This window comes from Pseudomonas sp. R2-7-07, assembly GCF_003852355.1.
Lineage (GTDB): Bacteria > Pseudomonadota > Gammaproteobacteria > Pseudomonadales > Pseudomonadaceae > Aquipseudomonas.
The window spans coordinates 3,640,773-3,659,944 of sequence record NZ_CP027759.1; the positions used below are offsets into that span (position 1 = coordinate 3,640,773).

Consider the following 19,172-nt stretch of genomic DNA (forward strand, 5'->3'; position numbering starts at 1 on the left):
GAGAGGCGTCGGCTCCAATACTCACAAGGAGCTACACCATGAACAAAGTCCTCCCCGATCCACCCTTCGATCCCGCCAAAGACCGCGCTGCGTTCAACCGGGCCATCGACCATTACCTGCCCACCCAAGGATTCCACAGCGTCAACGAAGATTTGAGCTTCGAAGATGCGCTGCTCTACACCGCCAGCTTGCTCGACAGCGCTTCGGCGACGGCGTTGGATTGCGGGGAGTTGCTGAGCAGCCCTGAGCGGGCGAAGATCCTGGCGGTGTGGCATTTGCTGGAGATTGCCAAAACAACCGTGGATCGCTCCATCGAGTGTATGAGGCCGTTGAAGACAACCTCATAAAATGTGGCGAGGGAGCGTGCTCCCTCGCCACGGCTCAGCGCTGTTTCTTGATTGACTGGCTTTGCTGCCGCGAGAAAAAAGGGTCGCGCAGGTGAATCTGTGTACCGCGTTGGGCGATGCGTGGGGCGAGCCACCGAGCCTGGCGGTCGCGCTAGAGCAACTTCAGGCCGATATAGGAATAGCCGTTCCAGTCGCGTCCATTCAGTTGCTGTTTGTCCCCATAACTATCCAAAAAGCCGTCGACCACTGCCATTGAATGACGCAAGTCGGCTATCGTGCCGCTGGCTCCGTTGAGGAAGTCCTGGACGGTTGCGGGGGCAACGAAGTTCTTTAAGCCCAGGCGACGCAACGCCTGCCCCGGATACTCGCCATCATTCAAACTGCGCATCGCGGCGGCAAAGCTCTGATTGGCCGTGCCGTCGTTATTTTCGAGATACGCGCGCTTGGCGCTGACGGCATATAAGAACTGCGCATTGACCAGTACATCATTGGGTCGGTCGGCGCCGAAGTTCGCGCCGGCCTGGGCCTGGTGCAACTCATCACGGGTGATGTCCAGCTTGAACCCATCACGCATGACGATACGGTAGCCGGCGTCGGTGGCGTGGACGGAGGTGTAAATACCGTGAGGGTTGTGACCGAATCTCATCATGGCGGCTTTAATGGCGGATATCGTCACGCAGTTGCCTTCCTGCAACTGATAGAAGTCCTTGAAAATATCAGCAGGTTTGACGCCCCTATTCGTCGACGTTCCCTTCAGGAAGTCGTGGCGATTATCGACGGGCCGTTCATTCACTGAGTCGTTATCATAAGGTAGATTATCCATCGGGTCAGGCGAGGGTTTCACGTCGACTTGCGTTTTAAATCGCGCTGACAGCAGTACTAATAAACGCCCCAACTCCGTGACCAGCCCACTTAACTGTTCAGCCGCTCCGGCGCGTGCAACTTCAATCGAGGAACCTGGAGAAATGACGGCGGCACTTGCCTCGGCAAAACCAGGCGCAGCATAACTAACGCTAGGCACTAACATCTTCAGTCACTCACATAATTGACTTAAAAAAAGGCGCACGAAACTTGAGCGCCATAATCACCATGGCCCAGTGTTCCAATGACAATAAGCAGATTTAATACGCTGTACTTATCCCATTCAATCGCTAAGCGTTACAACCTTCAACGACGGCGAAACGGGCTGGTTATATAACTGCCCCTCCATGACCCCATCAAAGAGCGCACCATTCTTGTGTCGCTCGCCCTTGTCCAATGGCACCCCGACGCGCGCGCCCAGTGCACTGGCATCGATGATCTGCATATGTTCTTTGAGGCCCAGGTACGACAACGCCGCGCCGCCGCCGATGCCCTGTCCCGCTGCCGCCAGTACCCCCGGATAAGTACGGTGGGCGTGGTAAGCGCTGTCCTTGCCATAAATGCTGTAGAACGGGTCCGTTGCATTGTTGCGCGCCTGCTCCAGGTGCTGACGCTTGCTCATTACCCCAAACAGAAATTGCGCATCCTTGACCATGCCTTCATCGCCGCCACTGAATTTCGCCGCCTTGGCCGCCAGTTGCAGCTCTTCACCGGTGATATGCAGCTTGAAGCCGTCTTTCATCGTGACGTTATAGCCATCTCCACTCTTGACGACTTGCGTGAACACCCCGGTTGGATTTTGCCCGAAGGTGGCCATGGCCACCTTGATCGCCGCCACGTGTTCTTCTCTGCCCGTGGTACCCAGGTAGGGAAAGTTCTCATAGGTGGCGCGCAGCCCGTTGCGGATATCGTCGGGTTTTTGCCCTGGGGCTTTTTCAGACAAAAACGTGTTCGACGGCTCGCTGTTGTTATCGGAAAACATTTCAATAAGTTCAGTATCGAAAGCGTTTCGGCTACTGGCCAGATCTGACCGATTCATGAACGGTGCCAGTTGTTCTTTCCATCGGCTTCTACTGGGCTGCGCGGCATCGGGGATCGGCGCGATATCGACCGGCGGCCTGGGAATAAACGGTTTGGGTATTACGGTCACGGGTGGCTGTGGGGTGGGAGGCAAACTTCCCTCGTTCATCCACGTTTTAAGTGTTGTTACCAGCGTCGTGAGTAAGTTCAACAGCTCAGCTGTTCCTCGATCATTACCGCTCGACTGGACAGTTCGACCAATCGCATGATGAGCTGGCACTTGTCCGAAACGATTGAATCGATCGGAAGTTGAAGGGCCCTGTGTGTTTTCAACTTGCGCAGACGTTGCATAGGCGCAATAAGCCTGTCGAGTGTCAGACGTGTTAAGCGTGACCATCTTGTATAGCCTCATTTAGCAAAGGATGGGAATCGCACCAGGCAACTCACACTGCGATTCAGGAAACATTACTTGCCAACCGACACCGTCGGTCTTGATGCAACAAGTCCTCATGCGTGGCAAGCCAGTGGGAAAGGTTCCTGATATCAGAGGCGTAACAGGTAACAACGTCCTTCTATTTCAGCTGATTTCCATCGGACAATTCCTCAACGGCGACGTTTTCATCCGAACAATCCTCAGCGCAATTTCAGCTGCCGCAAGCGATTTGATGGCGGTGCATCAGCCACAAATGAGCCAGCTGAACCGCCGCTATCGGGGGCAAGCCCCCTCCCACATTTGACCTCCAGCGCCCGCCAGACCGCGCCTGGCTACCAGCTTCCCATCGCCAGGCTATAGGGCGAAAACTCGGCGAACTGCCAACGCAAGGCCAATGCTGCCGGACGGCGGACCACCTGTTCCACGGTCACCGTCCATAACCGCTGCGCCCCTTCGAACTCGGCCACTTGCGGCCCGCTGAGGATCAGCGAAGTACGCCCGGCCACTTGCAGTACGTCACCCGATTCAAAATCGATGAATAACAACCCCGCCAGCGGGTTGGCTTGCAGGTTGCCGAGGGTGTTGAAGAACAGGTTGCCGGCAAAGTCCGGAATGGTCAGCACATTGCCCTCGACCCGCACAAAACCGGTGCTGCCGCCGCGATGGGAAACATCCACCGAGCGCTCGCCGTGCAGGTCGACATAACTGGCGACGAAGAAGGTGTCGGCATTGCGGATCATTGTGTGTGCAGCGCCATCCAGGCTGTCGCTGCGCTCAGCCACGCTGCCAGGTTGGCGCGCAATGGTATCGACAGGTCGCAGTTGGATGTATTTGGGACAGTTGCCGAAGCTCTGCACCACGTCCACCGCAAAGCCGTCGTGATCCAGCGCGCCGATGCGCCCGTTCATGCGATTGCGACGGCGGGTGTTCAAGTCGATACCGAGCACGCCGACGGACGCGCCGACCGCTAGGCCCGCCCCGGCGGGATCGCTTCTGCAGGGCAGGCTGTCGATTTGCAACCGCTGCGGATCAGGCGAATGGGCGAAGCCTGGCGCGCCTTCGAGCATCGTTGCCCATGGAATGCCGTGTTCATCCACCACGCCCAGCATCAGGTAAGGCAACAAGGGAAAGAAATCGCGATGCTGCTCCGGCAGGTGATCGCGTATCACCTTGGGGCCGATCACGGCCATGCGTTCGGCCACGCCGGCACTTTCCTGCAGTTGCCTTTCGCCGCTATGCCAGGGGGATGCGTCGATCGCGTTCATGGCGTTCACCTCTCGTTGTGATAGCTGGATGCTGCGCCTGACCTGTCGCCGAGAGAATGACCACCCCAGGCAATCCACTGTTACTCCAACTGAAACGCCGGGTGCTCGCGCAAGGCCGCTACACAGTCATCGACAAAACTGCGCACGCGCATGGACGCATGGCGACCTTCGCGATACACCACCTGCACCGGTACCGCAGGCAATTCAAAGCCAGGCAATACGCGACGCAGCCGGCCGCTCAGCAAGTGCTCGTGCACCGGGTAGCTCAGGCAACGCAGCAGCCCTGCCCCCGTCAAGGCCGCATTGATGGAACCCTGCACCGTGGCGCAGCGCAGCCGTGCGCGGGCCTTGAGCTGATAGTGCGCGAAGTCCCACTGCACCGGGTCGGTATTGGCGATCAAATGATGCTGCTTGAGGGCGGCGGGATGCTGCGGTTCTCCGTGGGCGGCCAGGTAACCGGGGCTGGCGCAGAGGATATGCCGCACATGCCCCACCGGCCGTGCGATCAATGACGAGCTGGGCAACTCGCCGATCAGCACCGCCACGTCCAGCCCTTCTTCGTGCAGGTTCGGGTAGTAGTCGTGATAGTGAGCCACCACACGTATCTGCGGGTAACGGTCCATATACGCGGCCAGTACCGGCGCCATCACATAGCGGCTGAACAGCAACGGCAAGAATATCCGCAGATTGCCCTGGGCCTGGCTATGCAACCCTTTGGCCGAAGCTTCAGCCGCCTCCACCGCCGCCAGCAGCCGCACACAGTCGGCCATATAGGCATCGCCCGCGTCGGTCAGGCTGACCCCACGGGTACTGCGCTGCAACAACGTTACGCGCAAACGCCCTTCCAGACGCGCAATCGCCCGCACCAGGGTCGGGCCGGAGACCTGCGCCACGCGCGCCGCCGCCGCCAGGCTCGGTTGCCCGGCCAGCGCCGCGAACAACTGCATATCGCGATAACGTTCCATCAGTCGCGCGGCTTAATCAGCGGTTTCAGGGCCACGTCACGCCCCAGCCGATCGGCAAGGAAATCGACGAAGGTGTGAACCTTGGCCGGCACTCGCCCGTTGTTCTGGAATACCACCTGCACCGGCAGCGCTGCCGGCTCGAAATCCTGCAGCACAAGCTCCAGCTCACCCGCCGCCACCGCCGCCGCCACCTGATAGGACAGCACCCGCGTCATGCCCCAGCCCAGGCGCGCCAGGTTGATCGCGGCGTTGTTCGCAGTGACCACCAGGCGCGGCTCGATAGCTACCGTCAGCGCCTGGCCGGCGTCGACAAATGCCCATTCATCCAGGCGTTGGCTGGCGGATGAGGCCACGATCTTCGCTTCACGCAAGTGTTCAGGCCGTTGGGGTCGCCCATGCCGGTCGAGGTAAGCGGGCGATGCGCACACCACCCGGCGCACTTCGCCGACCTTGATCGCCTGCTGCCCCGGCTCGTGCAGATGACCGATGCGCACGGCCACGTCGACGCCTTCGTCGCTCATATTGACCACACGGTCGACCAGCAGCGCATTGATGCTCACCTGGGGAAAGCGGTCGAGATAATCGCCCAGCGTCGGCGCCACGAACAGCTCGCCGAACAGCACCGGGGCGGTCACGTTCAGTTGCCCGCAGGGGATCGAATAACTGCCCGCTGCCGCTTCCTCGGCCTCGTCCAGCTCGGCGAGGATGCGCCGACAGTCTTCCAGGTAACGCTGCCCGGCTTCGGTCAAGTGCAGGCTGCGGGTGGTGCGCGCCAGCAGCTGGGTGCCGATGCGTTGTTCCATGGCGGCAATCGCCCGGGTCACGCTGGGCGGCGAGGTGTTCAGACGCCGTGCGGCGGCGGCAAAGCCGCCCTCGTCGGCCACCGCGAGGAACACCTGCATTTCATGAAAACGGTCCATCGACGCCCCTTGCTGGTTACTCTGATTGCAGACCCGCCGCCGTGCGCGGCATGCCGACGAAACCCGGCAGCGCTTCAATGCTGGCCAGCCAGGCGCGCACCTGAGGATAGTCGGCCAGCGACACATTGCCTTCCGGCGCATGCGCCGTGTAGGTGTAGAACGCGATATCGGCAATGCTCGGCGAATCGCCAGCCAGGAAGCGGCTCTCGCCCAGTTGCTGCTCCATTACGTTCAGCAGTGCATGGGCACGGTTGATGGCGACGTCCGCGTCCACGTCGGCGCCAAACACCGTGGCCAACCGCGCAGTGGCAGGCCCGGCATGCAATTGACCGGCCGCAGCCGAGAGCCAACGCTGCACCCGTGCCTGCCCGACCGGATCAGCGGGCAACCACTGGCCGTTGCCATAGGTGGCAGCCAGGTAGACCAGGATGGCATTGGAGTCCGCCAGTATCGTCCCGCCATCGTCGATCACCGGCACTTGGCCAAAGCGGTTAAGGGTGGCAATGAATTCGGGCGATTTATGCGCGCCTTGCTTGAGGTCCACCAGGATAAATTCCATGGGCAGGCCCAGCAGGGACAGCATCAGCTCGGCCCGATGGGAGTGGCCGGACAAGGGGAAACCATACAGTTTGATTGCGGGCATGACGGACTCCAGGGCGTTGTCGACCGAATATCGTGTCGATGGCTGCAATCTTCTTATGTACCAACCGTCAGCGGAATTACCAGATTGTACAATCCAGCATTTCAGATAATGAAACAATAACGCGATTCCGCGCTGACGCTGCTAGCCGGCAGTCAGATAAGCTCCCTGGAATTCGAGTGCGCGAATCCTGCGGTAATCCGCCTCGATCACCACTGGGTCGGTATGAACCAAATACACTGTGCCCGGCTGACTGAATACATCCTGGGTCACGCCGATCGGCTGGCCGTTCTCAACGTAAAACACTGCCTCGAAAAACGACTCGAGCTTGAGCAGTTGTTGCAAAAAACCATCCTTTTCGAAGCTGCCTTCTGAGCGGTTGATCAAGCAAACGTTGTAGGCATGTTGCAGGCGCCGATAATCAACCTTCCGTGCCAACCGCTGCCGAAAGACCTCCGGCTGCAGGAGGGATAAAACCACAGCGTCGATCTGTCCAAGGCCAGTGGTTTTCCTTGAGACGTCTGGTCGAAGAATGCCGTCGGTGCGGGCGGCAATTTCCACTAATTTCGGCCCGTCTTCAGTGAACATGACCTCCGCATGGCTAGGACCGTTTTGAATGCCGAGACACCGCACTACTGCTCGTGTGTAGTCGACAAGCACTGGATAAATCGGCGAATCGGACCCCATCAGTTCATCGATGTCGTAGAGAATGCCACCGCTCGGCGTTCGCTGCTTTTGGTAACGTACGACTTCAGTAACAAGCTGTTGTCCGTTGAGGGAGACCATATTCACCACATACTCCAGCCCCGCCAGGTATTCCTGAATAAGAACTTGGGTGTTAGGAATATCCAACTTATTGGTCGTCCCCAACAGACGCTCCACAGCAGCCTTGCAGGCGTGCCTATCTTCACAGATAAACACACCATCGGCGCCTGCGCTTTCGAGGGGTTTGATGACCACCGGATAACGTCCGTGCTCATCGATCCAATGTTGAGCAGCCTCCCAACAACCAGCCATGAACTGCCGTGCAGCCGGAATCTGCGCCTGGGTTATGCACTGGATCATTTCGTACTTGTTTCGACGCGCGTTGGTTTTGTCGAAATGATTGCGATAAGGCAGTTGCAATCGCTCATTCAGATAGTCAGCCAGGAGCACACCCGTTTCTGCGCCTGCAAGAATGAACTGCGGTTTGAAGCGTTGGACTTCCGCCAAAGTCGTTGCAAAATCACGATTGACGATCATCTGCTCATAGAGCGCGCAGTCAAAACCCTTGTAATAGTAACTGTCCAGCGTTTCTGATGAAGCCACATGCACCAGTACACAGCCTTCGTCCTTCAATCGCTTCGCCAAGAACTTCCCGGATGAAAACCCATCGACCATGACGACTCTCATACAACCTCCCTTTTCAATGCATGCAACGCCCTGCCCAACAGCAAAAAAACAATCACAGTAACCGCTGCAACGCTGGCAAAGGAGAATTCAACTCTCGCATCCATGTACTGCAGCAACAAGACAAATACAGGAAGCGTCAGCAATACCAGGGAAACGTGAATAGGCGCGAGGTAATAGATAGTTTTCTGGATCAGGTAAATAGGCAGCAAATGCCCTAACACCACCAGCACCGCCATAGGCGGAATCAACTCACGATCGAGTAAAAAACTGCCCCCCGTGGCAGGAATTGCAACGGCACAAACGCCAACCATTGCGATATTCCTAATACCCAGAATCTCGTAGACAGACCATTGGCGAGCGAACATTTCCTTGGAGAAAACCGTGTACATGACCGTGCCCAACGCGCACGCCAATACGCTAGCAATACCCAGGACTCGCTGCCCGCCGGTGGTGGTGACTACACCACTGTCCCCCATAAAGGAATTAAACAACATGATCGCTACCGAGATGAGTACCAGCCATGAAACCAGCGCATCCGCGAGAGCAACCTTGACGCTACGTTTGTTAAGCAACGAAATAACCAATGTGAGTGCAGGACCACAGGCTACCGAGGCAACCCCAACTACTGCAGGTTCGAGATAACGCAGCGCGTAGAACAGCCCTCCCCAATTGAGTAGAACCGCAAGATTGACCATCACAACCAATGGCCATTGGGCTCTTAATTTGGAGCACAGCGAACGCATATTTCGAAAGAACGCCCAAGCACCAAAAAAACAGGCTGATGTGATAAAACAATAAAAGATAACGTTCAGCGTACTGATCGATTGGGTGATCAACGCAACGTAGACGTCGAACGCTGCACTGATCAAGCAAAATACCAAGCCGATGATCAATCCGGTTCGTTGCATTAACATTTAGCGCGCTCGATGGTTTTCATTCAATGCTCACCCCATTCTCGCTAACCGCCACTTTCATAATTGTTTTAACGGCAAGCCCCGTCGTTCTCCTTACATTATCAGCCCCACCGTTTCCAACCTTCTCTACGGCGCATACGATATCTACCAACTCACCCCCAGCTGCTTTTACAGCTTCGACCAATGCAATGACCGCACCACCAGAACTTAATGTGTCATCAATAATGACCACTCGATCACCCGCCTCAACTCCATTGAGATAGAGCTGCCCTTGAAAGTATTCCGATTCAATAGCAACCACTTGCTCATTGAGACCACCAAGACTATAGGAATACCACCTTGCTATGGCTAAGGGAATGCCTGTTAATAGAGAGACGGTGGTCGCCAATGCCACACCCTTATCCTCCTCTGTGACAATTTTCGAAATATCATGATTCATAACTTTGATTACTTTATGAGCAACCTCCATCAGAACTTCTGGCCGCAATGCAGGTATCTGATCAGTAAACTCGTTCACGGTGGTAAGTGATTTCCCTGACCATACGACGTTGGCTTTTCTATAAATCTCTTCCAGTAACATAGTTCACCTCACTGTACTCAGGGTAGAGCCCATCCCAACGGCTCGCGTATTTCCAGGAACTATCAAAAAACACGGTAACTATGGTCTTGTTTTTGAGCGTTCGAACGAGCTCATCACACATCAGCAGATTAGCGCCACAGGTGGGTCCAATGGGGAGCTTTTCTGCCCTAATAAACTGTTTCATCCGAGACCACGTGCCAGAGCCATCAACCACCCTTACTTCATCAACTAGATCGGGATCTGTATTAGGCGACATCACCCCCGCGCCTAACCCCATTAAATTATGGGGACGATGATTAAACGGCAGTTTATTTCTCTGTGAGAACAAAGGCGCCGAACTACTAACTTCCAACGCTATCGTTATAATTTCGCCGTACGCTTGCTTTAATACCTCAGCAATACCAGAGAACGTGCCCCCTGTGCCAATTGAGCATACAAAAAAATCAGGCACGACATTCTGCACACCAAACTGCCTAATTATTTCATTGCCACAGACCCTCCAACCGTCTTTATTCAACAAACAACTGGACTGATCCAGATAATAGCTATTCTCAGACGGATTTTCCGACAAGTAAGCTTTCGCTTGGAGCACTGAACCCGACAAGAACAATTCTTTTGGAGTTTCCACTATTTCAGCATTATAAGAGCGTATCTGCGCTTTCCGCTCCTCAGTCATACCTTCAGGCATAAATATCTTTACTTTGTAGCCTTTTAATCTGCCGATCCAAGCCAGTGCGGCGCCTCCATTTCCAGTAGAGCAGTCAATCAGCGTCATACCCGGCTTAATAATTCGGGCCTCTTCCAGTCGACTCACAATATTTAAATACGTTCGATCCTTATGACTTCCGGAAGGGTTCAGAAACTCGCATTTGGAAAAGACCCTATTCCCATTTTCGGAAAGCGACGCCAATTCGACTAGCGGCGTGTTGCCAATATCCTCCAGCTCCATCTCCAAACCCCTGAACACGTTGCGGTAGCCTCAAACGCTAGCAAATCATTCGAAAAAATAATAGCTAGCAAAACGGATAGGTAGGCACAGGTAAAACACCCATCTATTCGCCTGAAGAAATGTAGGTAAGAACTTTCTAGCAAAACGCCCAAAAACTACGTTTGGGGTTAATTATTAATACATACACTAAGGAACTTTCCTACAGTACTTTTAACTTACAAGCGCACTCCTCAAACCGCTCCTGCAAAGTCCGATGACTGCCCGAGAACCACCGCCGGTACATCAACAGCACTACCCCTACCGTGCCCAACACTGGCGCTGCCGCAAAAATCAATCACGGGTCGAACCGCGCCAGTCCTCATGCCGGGGAGGCGGTGGGATTCCTGATTGCCTCACCAACAACCTGTGGCGCGAAGTTTTCACGAAAAAATTCAAACTATCGCCACTCTCATCGTTCACACCTTCACGTGCAACGCAAAGTAGGAGGCAACATGCAATACCGACAACTGGGTCATTCCGGCCTGCTGGTCTCGGAAATCATCCTGGGCACCGTGCCGTTTGGCGGTCGCGCCGAGTTCGAGAAATGCGGTGCGGTGGACGTGCCCCAGGCCAGGCGTATGTTCGATATCGCGTTCGATGCCGGGGTGAATATGATCGATACCGCCGACCTGTACTCCCATGGCCTGGCCGAGGAAGTGGTTGGTAAAGCCCTGGGCGACAAGCGCAACGACATCTTGCTGGCAACCAAGGGCCGCAGCCCGGTGGACCAGAACCCGAACAATTCCGGCTCATCGCGCTATCACCTGATCCGCGCCTGTGAAGCCAGCTTGAAGCGCCTGGGCACCGACCATATCGACTTGTACCAACTGCACAACTGGGACGGCCTGACCCCCATCGAAGAGACGCTCGAGGCGCTGCGCCTGTTGGTCGGTTCGGGCAAGATCCGCTACTTCGGCACCAGCAACTTCACCGCCTGGCAAATGATGAAAACCCTGGGCAAGGCCGAGTTGCACGGCATGCTCAAGCCGATCACCCAGCAGATCTACTACACCCCCGAATCCCGCGAGGCCGAGTACGAGCTGCTGCCGCTGGCATTGGACCAGCAGGTCGGGACGCTGGTGTGGGGACCGATGGGTGAAGGCCTGCTGACCGGCTCGACCCGGCGCGGGCATAAACCACCGGCCAATACCCGCCAGGGCAGCGACTGGCCGGAACCCTACGTGCACGACCAGGAACGCGCGCTGGACATCATCGAAACCCTGGCTGCCGTGGGCGATGAACACGGGGTCTCGGTGGCGCGCACTTGCCTGGCGTGGCTCAAGGATCGCCCGGGGATCACCTCGCTGATCGTCGGCGCCCGCACCGAGGCGCATCTGCGCGACAACCTTGCCGCCACCGAGCTGAAGCTGACCGAGGAGCAATCCTCACGCATCGAGGCCGTGACGCGTCGCCAGCCGCTGTATCCGTACTGGCACCGGTTTACCGCAGGGATCGATCGCTTCGATCCGGCGGAGCAGCCGTTCCTTGCCGAGCATCAAAAAACCATGGATGCGCGCAAGGACAAATAACCTTCGGCGACACAGCCGTTCAACAGGTGGGAGGGGCCTGTGCCCTCTCACCTTGATCAAGGAGATCGCTTTGATCGCGCAAATCATGATCGCCGCCCTCGGCGTCGTCGCTATCTGGTTCAGCCAAAGCAAACGCCTGCACGTACGCCGCTACGCCTGCCTGTTCGGCATGGCCGGCCAGCCGTTCTGGTTCTGGTCGTCGATCAATGCCGAGCAATGGGGCATCGTGCTGCTCAGTTGTTTCTATACGGTGGCCTGGGCCAAGGGCATCAAGACCCATTGGATTGATCGCAAGGCCGACGGGTAGCGCTTATGATTGAGCCTACCCATCGCTGAGAGCCTTTCAATGCGCAACCTGATTTTCGCCAGCGCCTGCCTTTTATCCATTGCCCTCACCGGTTGCCAGCAAACCCCACCGGCCAACGACCAGCTCGACGCCGTGCTCTGGACCCAAACCTCCATCGAGCACGAGCTGATCTACCGCCAGCTGTTCGCCAACGCTACCCGCCAACTCGATACAGCCCTGGCCGATCCCACCTGGGACGCCCTGCCCTTGCCTGCACGGGATTTGAAAGGATTGCCCCCGGCCGTGGTGGTCGATATCGACGAAACCCTGCTGGACAACGTGCCGCTCAATGCCCGTGACATTATCCATAACCAGGTCTATTCCTATGACCGCTGGAACACCTGGGTCGATCAAGCCAAGGCCCAGGCGCTGCCCGGTTCGGTGGCGTTCCTGCAGGCGGCTCGGCAAAAAGGCATCGAGGTCTATTACCTCACCAACCGCGAACACAGCCAGGTCGCGGCCACAGTCAGAAACCTGCGCTTGCGTGGTTTTCCGATCGAGCGCGACGAACAGATCCTGGCCGCCAGCACCCCCATCGGCCATTGCGAAAGCGCCGGCTACGGCAAGACCTGCCGCCGCCAATGGGTCGCCAGCCACGCGCGCGTGCTGCTGATGGCCGGCGATTCCCTGGGGGATTTCGTACAGGCCGAGCACAACACCCTGGCGGCCCAGCGCAAGGCAGTGGCGCCCTATGTGAACTGGCTGGGGCAGCGCTGGTTTCTGCTGCCCAATCCGACTTACGGCAACTGGTACAGCGCGCCGTATGGGGATAATGAGACGTTGCCATTCGAGCAAAAGCGCAGGCTCAAACAGCAGGCATTGCAGTTGTAGCCCGCCGGCCTGTCATTGACGAGGAAACGCGAAATGCCCGCCCTGATACTCCAGCCCGCCATTCCGGGCATTGCGCTGCGCCGATGGCGCCTGTTACACCGCGTCAAGCAAACCCATGCCGCACAGATGTTCAACGTAAACCAATCGACGTTGTCCCGCTGGGAGAATGGCCTGCAAGCCATGGACGCTGCCGCGCATCAACAGCTGGAACGGTTGCTGTCCGCTCGGCTTGACACCGCAGCTGATCAGGCCCTGGCTGGGCTGGTCAGAGACAGCTCGCGCGCCGTACACCTGGTGTGCGACCTGACGCACCGCCTCCTGGCCTGTTCGCCCTCCCGCGCCGCCCAGTTCAGCCGCCCGTTGGTCGACTTGATGGGCCAATCGCTGTGGCGTTATGCGACAGCGGAAATCCGCCAGGTGGAAGCCGCGTTGGATCACACCGGCTGGCGCGAGAACCAGGCGCCGCCAGCGCTTCAATTCAGCACCGGCAGCAACGACTCCAGCCTCGTGCCGATCCGCCCAAGCCTGTGTCGCTGGACACGCCTGATCCTCAGCGATGGCAGCGCCGCGCGTCTGGTCGAGACGCTCTGACCGGCCTCGTGCATTTTTTATGCGTGGACGCACCGCGCCAGCGCACCTAGGCTTACCTGCATCATCAACCTGATGGAGGCAGCGTCATGGACTTCGAAAAAATCAAAGGCCGCCTCGACTTTCTGCGCGAAGCCGAGAAACTCAAGGACGTGCTCAGAAGCGCCCACACCGCTTCGGGACGCACGGAAAGTACCGCCGAACACAGTTGGCGCCTGTGCCTGATGGCGATGGTGTTCGCCGATCAACTGCCCGGCCTGGACCTGCTTAAAATCCTCAAGATGTGCGTGATCCATGACTTGGGCGAAGCCATTAACGGTGACATTCCAGCAGTCAGCCAGGCGGCGTTTCCCAACAAGGGCGAGCAGGAGCGGCGCGACCTGCTGCAGTTGACCCAAGCCCTGGATGGGCCCCTGAAAAGCCAGATTCTGACGCTGTGGGATGACTACGAGAACGCACTGTCGCCGGAAGCCAAAGCCGTCAAGGCGATGGACAAGCTGGAGACCCTGCTGCAGCACACCCAGGGCCTCAACCCGCCGGATTTCGATTACGCTTTCAACCTGGCATACGGCAAGAAACATACGGATGCCGAGCCCTTATTCGAGGCGCTGCGTGCGCTGATCGACCGCGCTACCCAGGAACGCCTCGACGCCGCGCAGTGACTGACATCACCCGGCCCTGGCCGCCACCGCCTCCACTTCCACCAACGCCCCCGGCAGGGGCAGCGCCACCACCTGCAACGCGGTGCGCGCCGGTTTGTTCGGTTGTTCGAGGGTGCCGAAGAACTGCGTATAACCGCGCTGCAACCCGGCGAAATCCAACCTGCCGTCGGTTTCAGCGGCGCCCACCAAAAACACCCGCAACTGCACGATATCGCCCAGGTCCAGGTCCTGCTGCTGAAGGATTTTGCGCAGTTTGTTGAACACCGAAACCGTTTGCACTTCGGTGTTGCCGTAAACCCCAGGGACGTTCGGGTCGGCCAGGTCCGGCAAGGTGCCGCTGACGAAGATCAGGCTGGCCGAGGCCGGTACGGTCACGGTTTGCGAGATGGGAAAATCGCCGACGCTGGTGCGTTGGATACTGTCGCTCATGGTGTTGCTCCTTGATTGAAGGTTTACACAAATCTCGAAGGCTGCCCCATACCCTTTGTGGCGAGGGAGCTTGCTCCCGCTGGGCCGGGATGGCGGTCACCCAGCTCCCAGCTCAACACGATTGGGACCGCTACGCAGTCCAGCGGGAGCAAGCTCCCTCGCCACGACAGCGCAGTCTCATGACGCGGCCACGGCCGCGATCTGTCGTTGTTGGGTGACGCGCTCGGCCAGTTGCGCAACCACATGCCGCGCCGAATTGGCCGCCGATTCCTGCCAGATGCCCACGCCGCTTTGCACCAGACCGTCGCCGGCGAAGTACACGCGGCCGTGGGCCTGTTCGAGCAGCGCGCTGGCATCGGCCGGGAAGTGTTCGCGTTGCAGCCACGGGCCTTCGCTGTAGGGGATCTGCTCCCAGGACACCGCCAACGGATGGCGCAGGTGCCTGGAGTAACCGGGATGCAGCAGTTCCACGGCGTGCCGGGAAGCGGCGTATTGCGCGTCGAACGACTGCGCGCCGAACACGTCGGCGCCCTCCCCGGTGACGTAACCGGCCACCAGCACGCCTTCGCGGGTATTGAGGTCGTTGCTCGGGTACCACAGCAAGCGCGCCGGGTGTTCGACCCAGGACAGGCCGCCATAAGTGCGATAATCGGTTTCCCAGAAGCGCGGCGATTGCCACGCCACTTTGGTTGCCTGGTCGCTGCGGGTGCTGAGCAAGGCCGCCTTGATCGGGTCGCTGAAGTCGGTGTCGAGTTTGGCCAGCAACGGCAGCGGCAAGGTAGAGACCAGGTAATCAGCGCGCACCACCTGTTCACGGCCGCTGTGCTGGTCGTGATAGGTCACCGCGACGCCGTCTCCCAACTGGCGAATCTGCCGTACCTGTGCGCCCAGCTGCACCTGCTCGCGCACGCGCTGGTAGAACGCCTCGGTGATCCGGTCCATGCCGCCCACCGGCTGGAACATGGTTGCCGAAAACTCCGGGAATTCGGTGTGCAGCAGCGCGCCCCACAGCTCTGGATGCAGCAGGCGTTCAAGATCGAGCGGCCGCGCGCTGGCTGGCAGTGCACCGGGGTGCGCAGGCGATTCCAGGTGGCCGGAACGCAAGCTGCCCTCGTACGCCAGCGCTTGGGAAAGGTCGCCATACACCTGCAGGAACGCGAGCAGTCGCGTGCGTTCATCAAGGGTCAAGACGTCGTCAAGCGCATCACGCTGCACCGCCTTGGCGAGCAAGCCGGACAGATGCCCGCGTGCATCGTTGACCGCCTGGCCGACGGTGAACGCCGGTTGCTGCAGGTCGGGCCGCACCTGGGCGCCATGGCTGCTGTTGACCAGCACTTCCAGGGGCACGCCCAATTCGCTGCAATAGTCGAGGATCGTGCGATGCTGGCTGGGAATACGCGCAGGGCCGGCGTTGAAATACTGGCCCGGATCGAACGCCACGGTTTGCGAGCGGCCATCCTTGTAGTCCACGCGGTCGCCGTTGCGCAGGGTCCAAGTGCGCCCACCCACGCGGTCGCGCGCCTCCAGCACCTGCACGGTGAACCCGGCCCGGCTCAGTTCCAGCGCGCTGACCAGCCCGGCAATCCCGGCGCCCAGCACCAGCACGCGGGTGCCCTGCCCCACGCCGTTCTTGAGTTTCAGCGGTTGCGGGCGCCGGTGTGAAGACGGCCCCAGGCCCAATGCGGCCAGCGCATCCTCGACCGCCTTTTCGCCGCCGACTGCAGCAATGCTGGACAGCGCTTCACGTCGTGTCAGTGTCATGTTCGCGACTCCTAATCCGGTAGGCCCGGTGGGTTGATCAGCGATGCATCGACGCGCTCCACATCCAGCCCCCAGCGCTGCAGCACCTGCGCGTATTGCCCTCCGGCAATCGCACCTTCCAGGGCGGTGTGGATCGGCTTGACCAGGCCGTTGTCCTTGCGCGTGGTCACGGCGATATCCGCCTGCAACGGCCAGCCGCCATTGACGGTGCCGACGCGCTTGATGCCGCCGGTGATTGCCGCCGAATAGGCGTACACCGAGTTGGGCCCGAACAACGCATCGCTGCGCCCCGACTGCACCGCCAGCTGCGCGGCGGCCTGGTCGTCGAAGTACTGCAACAGTGCAGGCTTGAGGCCGGCCTTTTCATTGGCCTCGTTCCACGCCAGCAAGACTTTTTCCTGATTGGTCCCGGAGCCGACGATGATCTTCAGCCCGGCAATGTCGGCGGCCTGTTTGATCTCGCTGATCGGGCTGGTGCTCTTCACGTAAAACCCGAGCACGTCCTGTCGATAGGTGGCGAAGTCAAAGCGCTTCTTGCGCGCCTCGGTCACGGTGACGTTGCTGATCACCGCGTCGTACTTGCCCGAACTGACGCCCAGGGGCCAGTCTTCCCAACTGGTCTGCACAACGTTCAGTTGCAGGCCGAGGCTGTCGGCGACCAACTGCGCGGTGTCGGCTTCGCTGCCGATGGTGGTCTTGTCATCGCTGGCCAGCAGCGCCAGTGGTGGCCCGGCCACACCGGACACGGCCACGGTGAACTTGCCCGGCTGGGCGAACTTGAAGCCCGGCGGGATTTGCGCGATGGCCGCCTCGTTACGGGGCGCATGAATGCGCGGGCGGTCGGGGCTGAGGTCGACCTGCTGCACAGCAAACGCGTGTTGTGCGGTGCCGACGGCAAGCGCCAGCAAGGCCACGCGCAGGGGATGGTTAAACATGGGCAGTCACTCCTTGAACTAAAGCACCTTGCCGAGAAAGGCCTGGGTGCGGGGATGTCGGGGTTGGCGCAAGATCTGTTCGGGCGGGCCTTCTTCGATCAACTGGCCGTCGCAGAGAAACACCACATGGTCGGCCACCTCGCGGGCAAAGCCGATTTCGTGGGTGACGATCACCAGGGTCGCGCCCAATCGGGTCAGGCCCTTGATCACGTCGAGCACTTCGCCCACCAGCTCCGGGTCGAGGGCCGAGGTGGGTTCGTCGAACAACAACACCTTGGGGTCCAGCGCCAGGGCACGCGCAATGGCGACGCGCTGTTGCTGGCCGCCGGAGAGTTGGCGTGGGTAGGCCTTGAGCTTGTCCGCCAGGCCGACCTTGGTCAGCAGTTCGGCGGCTTTGCCCTGGGCTTCGGCCCTGCTCCAGCGTTTGTGGGCCAACGGCGCTTCGGCAACGTTTTCCCAGGCGGTGAGGTGCGGGAACAGGTTGAAGTTCTGGAACACGAAGCCCACGTCGATGCGCCGCTTGAGAATTTCGCGCTCCTTGAGCTCGTAGAGCAGGTCACCCTTGCGCCGATAGCCGACGTACTCGCCGTCGATGGTGATATGCCCGCTGTCGATCTTTTCCAGGTGATTGATGGTGCGCAGCAAGGTGGATTTGCCCGAGCCGGAGGGCCCGAGGATCACCGTGACTTTGCCCGGATCGATGGTCAGGTCGATGTTATCGAGCACCTGCTGGTTGCCGAACCGCTTGCCCACGCCCTGGATCTGGATGCGTCCTGCGCGTGCTTCAGCCATGGGATTTCTCCTTGAGCCAAAAGCGCAGGCGTTGCAGCGGTGTCGGCGGCAGCACGCGCGCGGTGCCACGGGCGAAATGGCGCTCGACGTAGTATTGGGCGCTGGTCAGCACCGTGGTGATGATCAGGTACCACACCGTGGCCACGATCAGCAGCGGGATCACCGCCTGGGTGCGGTTGTAGATGACCTGCACGGTGTAGAACAGCTCCGGCAGGGCCAGCACGTAGACAATGGACGTGCCCTTGACCAGGCCGATGATCTCGTTGAAACCCGACGGCAGAATCGAGCGCAAGGCCTGGGGCAAGATGATCCGGAAAATCCGCCGCGAGGCCGGCAGTCCCAATGCCGCCGCCGCTTCATGCTGGCCGGCATCCACCCCGATCAAACCGCCGCGGATGATCTCCGCCGCGTACGCCGCCTGCATCAGGCTCAGGCCCAGCACCGCCACGGTGAACTGGCTGAGCACATCCACGGTGGACCATTGCGCGAACACCTGCTCGGTGAACGGCACGCCGATCACGATGTGGTCGTACAGGTAGGCAAAGTTGTAGAGGATGATCAGCACCAGCAGCGCCGGCATCGAGCGGAAGAACCAGATATAACCCCAGGCCAACGCCGCCAGCAGCGGCGAGCCCGACAACCGCGCCAGGGCCAGCGCGGTGCCGAGAATGACGCTGAACAGCGTGCTCAGCAGCGTCAGCAACAGGGTCTGCCCCAGGCCGCGCAGCACCGACGGCGAGAAGAACCACTGGCCGAACACGCCCCACTCCCAACGCGGGTTGGTGGCCAGGGAGTGCACGATGGCGAGCAGCACCAGCGCGGCAAAGATCGACCCGGCCCAGCGCCATGGATGCCGGGCCGGCACCACCTGCAGGGCTTTGATCGGCGTGGAAGCGCGGCGCGTGCGGATCGGGTAATGGTTGACCTCATCAATCAGGTCGTAAGGTTTGGCGACAATGGGCATGTTCTATTCC

General features: G+C 59.2%; 22 protein-coding genes. 7 read left to right on the forward strand and 15 right to left on the reverse strand.

The annotated features are described in order from the left end of the window. The first annotated feature begins 38 nt into the window (after window positions 1–38). The gene (locus C4J86_RS16580; protein WP_124371199.1) at window positions 39–347 is read left to right on the forward strand and encodes a DUF6124 family protein; all 309 of its coding nucleotides are present in this window, start codon (window positions 39–41) and stop codon (window positions 345–347) included. Window positions 348–498: 151 nt separating this feature from the next. Here C4J86_RS16580 and C4J86_RS16585 read toward each other — a convergent pair whose 3' ends face one another. Together C4J86_RS16585 and C4J86_RS16590 are read right to left on the reverse strand one after the other, a co-directional pair. Continuing rightward, a complete protein-coding gene (locus tag C4J86_RS16585; RefSeq protein WP_256681705.1) occupies window positions 499–1,374 on the reverse strand; it encodes a hypothetical protein in 876 nt (291 codons plus the stop codon). Between the two features lie 117 nt (window positions 1,375–1,491). Next, a complete protein-coding gene (locus C4J86_RS16590; RefSeq protein WP_177412750.1) occupies window positions 1,492–2,439 on the reverse strand; it encodes a type III secretion protein in 948 nt (315 codons plus the stop codon). Between the two features lie 283 nt (window positions 2,440–2,722). Here C4J86_RS16590 and C4J86_RS16595 point away from each other — a divergent pair, with 283 nt between their 5' ends. Then, on the forward strand, window positions 2,723–2,965 hold the full coding sequence (locus C4J86_RS16595; RefSeq protein ID WP_124435714.1) for a hypothetical protein: 243 nt from the start codon (window positions 2,723–2,725) through the stop codon (window positions 2,963–2,965). 28 nt (window positions 2,966–2,993) lie between these two features. Here C4J86_RS16595 and C4J86_RS16600 read toward each other — a convergent pair whose 3' ends face one another. The 8 genes from C4J86_RS16600 to C4J86_RS16635 form a co-directional block, all read right to left on the reverse strand. Then, window positions 2,994–3,926, reverse strand: coding sequence for a pyridoxamine 5'-phosphate oxidase family protein (locus tag C4J86_RS16600; protein ID WP_124371201.1), 933 nt, complete (start codon window positions 3,924–3,926; stop codon window positions 2,994–2,996). Window positions 3,927–4,006: 80 nt separating this feature from the next. Then, on the reverse strand, window positions 4,007–4,891 hold the full coding sequence (locus C4J86_RS16605; protein ID WP_124371202.1) for a LysR family transcriptional regulator: 885 nt from the start codon (window positions 4,889–4,891) through the stop codon (window positions 4,007–4,009). Next, window positions 4,891–5,811 (reverse strand): LysR family transcriptional regulator, encoded by a 921-nt coding sequence (locus tag C4J86_RS16610; protein ID WP_124371203.1) that lies wholly within the window; start codon window positions 5,809–5,811, stop codon window positions 4,891–4,893. The genes C4J86_RS16605 and C4J86_RS16610 overlap by 1 nt, the downstream gene beginning before the upstream one ends. A 16-nt stretch (window positions 5,812–5,827) precedes the next feature. After that, window positions 5,828–6,454, reverse strand: a complete 627-nt coding sequence (locus C4J86_RS16615; RefSeq protein ID WP_124371204.1) for a glutathione S-transferase family protein — start codon at window positions 6,452–6,454, stop codon at window positions 5,828–5,830. Between the two features lie 141 nt (window positions 6,455–6,595). Next, window positions 6,596–7,843, reverse strand: coding sequence for an ATP-grasp domain-containing protein (locus C4J86_RS16620; protein ID WP_124371205.1), 1,248 nt, complete (start codon window positions 7,841–7,843; stop codon window positions 6,596–6,598). Further along, the gene (locus C4J86_RS16625; protein ID WP_164487779.1) at window positions 7,840–8,757 is read right to left on the reverse strand and encodes a DMT family transporter; all 918 of its coding nucleotides are present in this window, start codon (window positions 8,755–8,757) and stop codon (window positions 7,840–7,842) included. The genes C4J86_RS16620 and C4J86_RS16625 overlap by 4 nt, the downstream gene beginning before the upstream one ends. A 19-nt stretch (window positions 8,758–8,776) precedes the next feature. Beyond that, entirely contained in the window at window positions 8,777–9,337 is a 561-nt protein-coding gene (locus C4J86_RS16630) for a phosphoribosyltransferase family protein (protein ID WP_124371206.1), read from the reverse strand. Continuing rightward, complete coding sequence (locus tag C4J86_RS16635; protein WP_124371207.1) at window positions 9,315–10,286, reverse strand: cysteine synthase family protein; 972 nt, start codon at window positions 10,284–10,286, stop codon at window positions 9,315–9,317. Before C4J86_RS16635 ends, C4J86_RS16630 begins: the two co-directional genes overlap by 23 nt. Before the next feature lie 491 nt (window positions 10,287–10,777). On the opposite strand from C4J86_RS16635, the gene C4J86_RS16640 reads away from it, so the two are divergent. The 5 genes from C4J86_RS16640 (at window position 10,778) to C4J86_RS16660 (ending at window position 14,281) form a co-directional block, all read left to right on the forward strand. Further along, the gene (locus tag C4J86_RS16640) at window positions 10,778–11,854 is read left to right on the forward strand and encodes an aldo/keto reductase (RefSeq protein WP_124371208.1); all 1,077 of its coding nucleotides are present in this window, start codon (window positions 10,778–10,780) and stop codon (window positions 11,852–11,854) included. 70 nt (window positions 11,855–11,924) lie between these two features. Beyond that, window positions 11,925–12,161, forward strand: a complete 237-nt coding sequence (locus C4J86_RS16645; protein WP_124363466.1) for a hypothetical protein — start codon at window positions 11,925–11,927, stop codon at window positions 12,159–12,161. A 39-nt stretch (window positions 12,162–12,200) separates the two neighbouring features. Continuing rightward, window positions 12,201–13,031 (forward strand): 5'-nucleotidase, lipoprotein e(P4) family, encoded by an 831-nt coding sequence (locus tag C4J86_RS16650; protein WP_124371209.1) that lies wholly within the window; start codon window positions 12,201–12,203, stop codon window positions 13,029–13,031. A gap of 33 nt (window positions 13,032–13,064) precedes the next feature. Further along, window positions 13,065–13,622, forward strand: coding sequence for a helix-turn-helix transcriptional regulator (locus C4J86_RS16655; protein WP_124371210.1), 558 nt, complete (start codon window positions 13,065–13,067; stop codon window positions 13,620–13,622). 86 nt (window positions 13,623–13,708) lie between these two features. Then, entirely contained in the window at window positions 13,709–14,281 is a 573-nt protein-coding gene (locus C4J86_RS16660; protein WP_124367567.1) for an HD family hydrolase, read from the forward strand. A 6-nt stretch (window positions 14,282–14,287) separates the two neighbouring features. Here the strand turns inward: C4J86_RS16660 and C4J86_RS16665 are convergent, their stop codons facing one another. From C4J86_RS16665 to C4J86_RS16685, 5 genes are all read right to left on the reverse strand, one after another. Then, window positions 14,288–14,710, reverse strand: coding sequence for a RidA family protein (locus tag C4J86_RS16665; RefSeq protein ID WP_124371211.1), 423 nt, complete (start codon window positions 14,708–14,710; stop codon window positions 14,288–14,290). Window positions 14,711–14,887: 177 nt separating this feature from the next. Continuing rightward, window positions 14,888–16,471 carry an FAD-dependent oxidoreductase gene (locus C4J86_RS16670; RefSeq protein ID WP_124371212.1) on the reverse strand — a complete coding sequence of 528 codons (1,584 nt, stop codon included), beginning with the start codon at window positions 16,469–16,471 and terminating at the stop codon, window positions 14,888–14,890. A gap of 11 nt (window positions 16,472–16,482) precedes the next feature. Next, complete coding sequence (locus C4J86_RS16675) at window positions 16,483–17,406, reverse strand: ABC transporter substrate-binding protein (protein ID WP_124371213.1); 924 nt, start codon at window positions 17,404–17,406, stop codon at window positions 16,483–16,485. 18 nt (window positions 17,407–17,424) lie between these two features. Continuing rightward, complete coding sequence (locus C4J86_RS16680) at window positions 17,425–18,198, reverse strand: amino acid ABC transporter ATP-binding protein (RefSeq protein ID WP_124371214.1); 774 nt, start codon at window positions 18,196–18,198, stop codon at window positions 17,425–17,427. Continuing rightward, window positions 18,191–19,162: an amino acid ABC transporter permease gene (locus C4J86_RS16685; RefSeq protein WP_124367572.1), complete on the reverse strand. Its 972-nt coding sequence runs from the start codon at window positions 19,160–19,162 to the stop codon at window positions 18,191–18,193. Before C4J86_RS16685 ends, C4J86_RS16680 begins: the two co-directional genes overlap by 8 nt. Window positions 19,163–19,172 lie beyond the last annotated feature (10 nt).

What these genes read in the sequence shown, in the direction of transcription:
- C4J86_RS16580 (WP_124371199.1), top strand. Translation starts at nt 39, where the DNA reads ATGAACAAAGTCCTCCCCGATCCACCCTTCGATCCCGCCAAAGACCGC.
- C4J86_RS16585 (WP_256681705.1), bottom strand. Translation starts at nt 1,374, where the DNA reads ATGTTAGTGCCTAGCGTTAGTTATGCTGCGCCTGGTTTTGCCGAGGCA.
- C4J86_RS16595 (WP_124435714.1), top strand. Translation starts at nt 2,723, where the DNA reads ATGCAACAAGTCCTCATGCGTGGCAAGCCAGTGGGAAAGGTTCCTGAT.
- C4J86_RS16600 (WP_124371201.1), bottom strand. Translation starts at nt 3,926, where the DNA reads ATGAACGCGATCGACGCATCCCCCTGGCATAGCGGCGAAAGGCAACTG.
- C4J86_RS16605 (WP_124371202.1), bottom strand. Translation starts at nt 4,891, where the DNA reads ATGGAACGTTATCGCGATATGCAGTTGTTCGCGGCGCTGGCCGGGCAA.
- C4J86_RS16610 (WP_124371203.1), bottom strand. Translation starts at nt 5,811, where the DNA reads ATGGACCGTTTTCATGAAATGCAGGTGTTCCTCGCGGTGGCCGACGAG.
- C4J86_RS16615 (WP_124371204.1), bottom strand. Translation starts at nt 6,454, where the DNA reads ATGCCCGCAATCAAACTGTATGGTTTCCCCTTGTCCGGCCACTCCCAT.
- C4J86_RS16620 (WP_124371205.1), bottom strand. Translation starts at nt 7,843, where the DNA reads ATGAGAGTCGTCATGGTCGATGGGTTTTCATCCGGGAAGTTCTTGGCG.
- C4J86_RS16625 (WP_164487779.1), bottom strand. Translation starts at nt 8,757, where the DNA reads ATGTTAATGCAACGAACCGGATTGATCATCGGCTTGGTATTTTGCTTG.
- C4J86_RS16630 (WP_124371206.1), bottom strand. Translation starts at nt 9,337, where the DNA reads ATGTTACTGGAAGAGATTTATAGAAAAGCCAACGTCGTATGGTCAGGG.
- C4J86_RS16635 (WP_124371207.1), bottom strand. Translation starts at nt 10,286, where the DNA reads ATGGAGCTGGAGGATATTGGCAACACGCCGCTAGTCGAATTGGCGTCG.
- C4J86_RS16640 (WP_124371208.1), top strand. Translation starts at nt 10,778, where the DNA reads ATGCAATACCGACAACTGGGTCATTCCGGCCTGCTGGTCTCGGAAATC.
- C4J86_RS16650 (WP_124371209.1), top strand. Translation starts at nt 12,201, where the DNA reads ATGCGCAACCTGATTTTCGCCAGCGCCTGCCTTTTATCCATTGCCCTC.
- C4J86_RS16655 (WP_124371210.1), top strand. Translation starts at nt 13,065, where the DNA reads ATGCCCGCCCTGATACTCCAGCCCGCCATTCCGGGCATTGCGCTGCGC.
- C4J86_RS16660 (WP_124367567.1), top strand. Translation starts at nt 13,709, where the DNA reads ATGGACTTCGAAAAAATCAAAGGCCGCCTCGACTTTCTGCGCGAAGCC.
- C4J86_RS16665 (WP_124371211.1), bottom strand. Translation starts at nt 14,710, where the DNA reads ATGAGCGACAGTATCCAACGCACCAGCGTCGGCGATTTTCCCATCTCG.
- C4J86_RS16670 (WP_124371212.1), bottom strand. Translation starts at nt 16,471, where the DNA reads ATGACACTGACACGACGTGAAGCGCTGTCCAGCATTGCTGCAGTCGGC.
- C4J86_RS16675 (WP_124371213.1), bottom strand. Translation starts at nt 17,406, where the DNA reads ATGTTTAACCATCCCCTGCGCGTGGCCTTGCTGGCGCTTGCCGTCGGC.
- C4J86_RS16680 (WP_124371214.1), bottom strand. Translation starts at nt 18,198, where the DNA reads ATGGCTGAAGCACGCGCAGGACGCATCCAGATCCAGGGCGTGGGCAAG.
- C4J86_RS16685 (WP_124367572.1), bottom strand. Translation starts at nt 19,162, where the DNA reads ATGCCCATTGTCGCCAAACCTTACGACCTGATTGATGAGGTCAACCAT.